This is a genomic window from Actinosynnema sp. NPDC023658 (assembly GCF_040639995.1).
Lineage (GTDB): Bacteria > Actinomycetota > Actinomycetes > Mycobacteriales > Pseudonocardiaceae > Actinosynnema.
On sequence record NZ_JBFAAX010000758.1, the window covers coordinates 1 to 574 of the forward strand.

Below are 574 nucleotides of genomic sequence, written 5' to 3' on the forward strand. Positions count from 1 at the left end.
TTCGTGGGGCCGGCCCCCCCGCGGTGGGGGGGGGGGCGGGCGCGCCCGCCGCGGGGCCCCCGCCACCACGCACGGAACAGCCCTGCGGCGCGGGCCCCACGCACGTCACCGGGTGTCACAGGCACCAGGCCCAGATCGCGCCGTCCCAGTGGCCGGAGACGACCGTGGTCCGACCGCCCGCGGTGCCGATCGCGAGGGCTTCGGCGGCGGTTTCCGGACCGGTGAGGCCGTCGCCGTAAGGGTTGCCGGTGAACAGGTCCCAGATCCTGATGGTGTTGTCGTCGTTGCCCGACACCGCGACGGTCCGGCCGTTGACGGTGCCGACGACGACCGTCTTGACGGCGTTGCGGATGCGGCTGAGCGTCGTGCCCGACGGGGTGGCCAGGGTGAGGTCCCAGACCCGCACCTCGCCGTCCTCGCTGCCCGACAGCGCGACGGTCTTGCCGCGAACCGCGCCGATCGTGACGGTCCCGACCACGTCCGCGTGCGTACCGAGCAGCCGGACGGAGTGCCGGGCGCGCACGTCCCAGAGCCGGACGGTGCCGTCCGCGCTGCCCGACACCGCGATCGGCAC

General features: G+C 75.3%; 1 pseudogene. It reads right to left on the minus strand.

The features are described 5' to 3' along the window. Positions 1-115 precede the first annotated feature (115 nt). Positions 116-574, minus strand: a pseudogene (locus tag AB0G02_RS34305) (hypothetical protein); the annotation flags it as partial.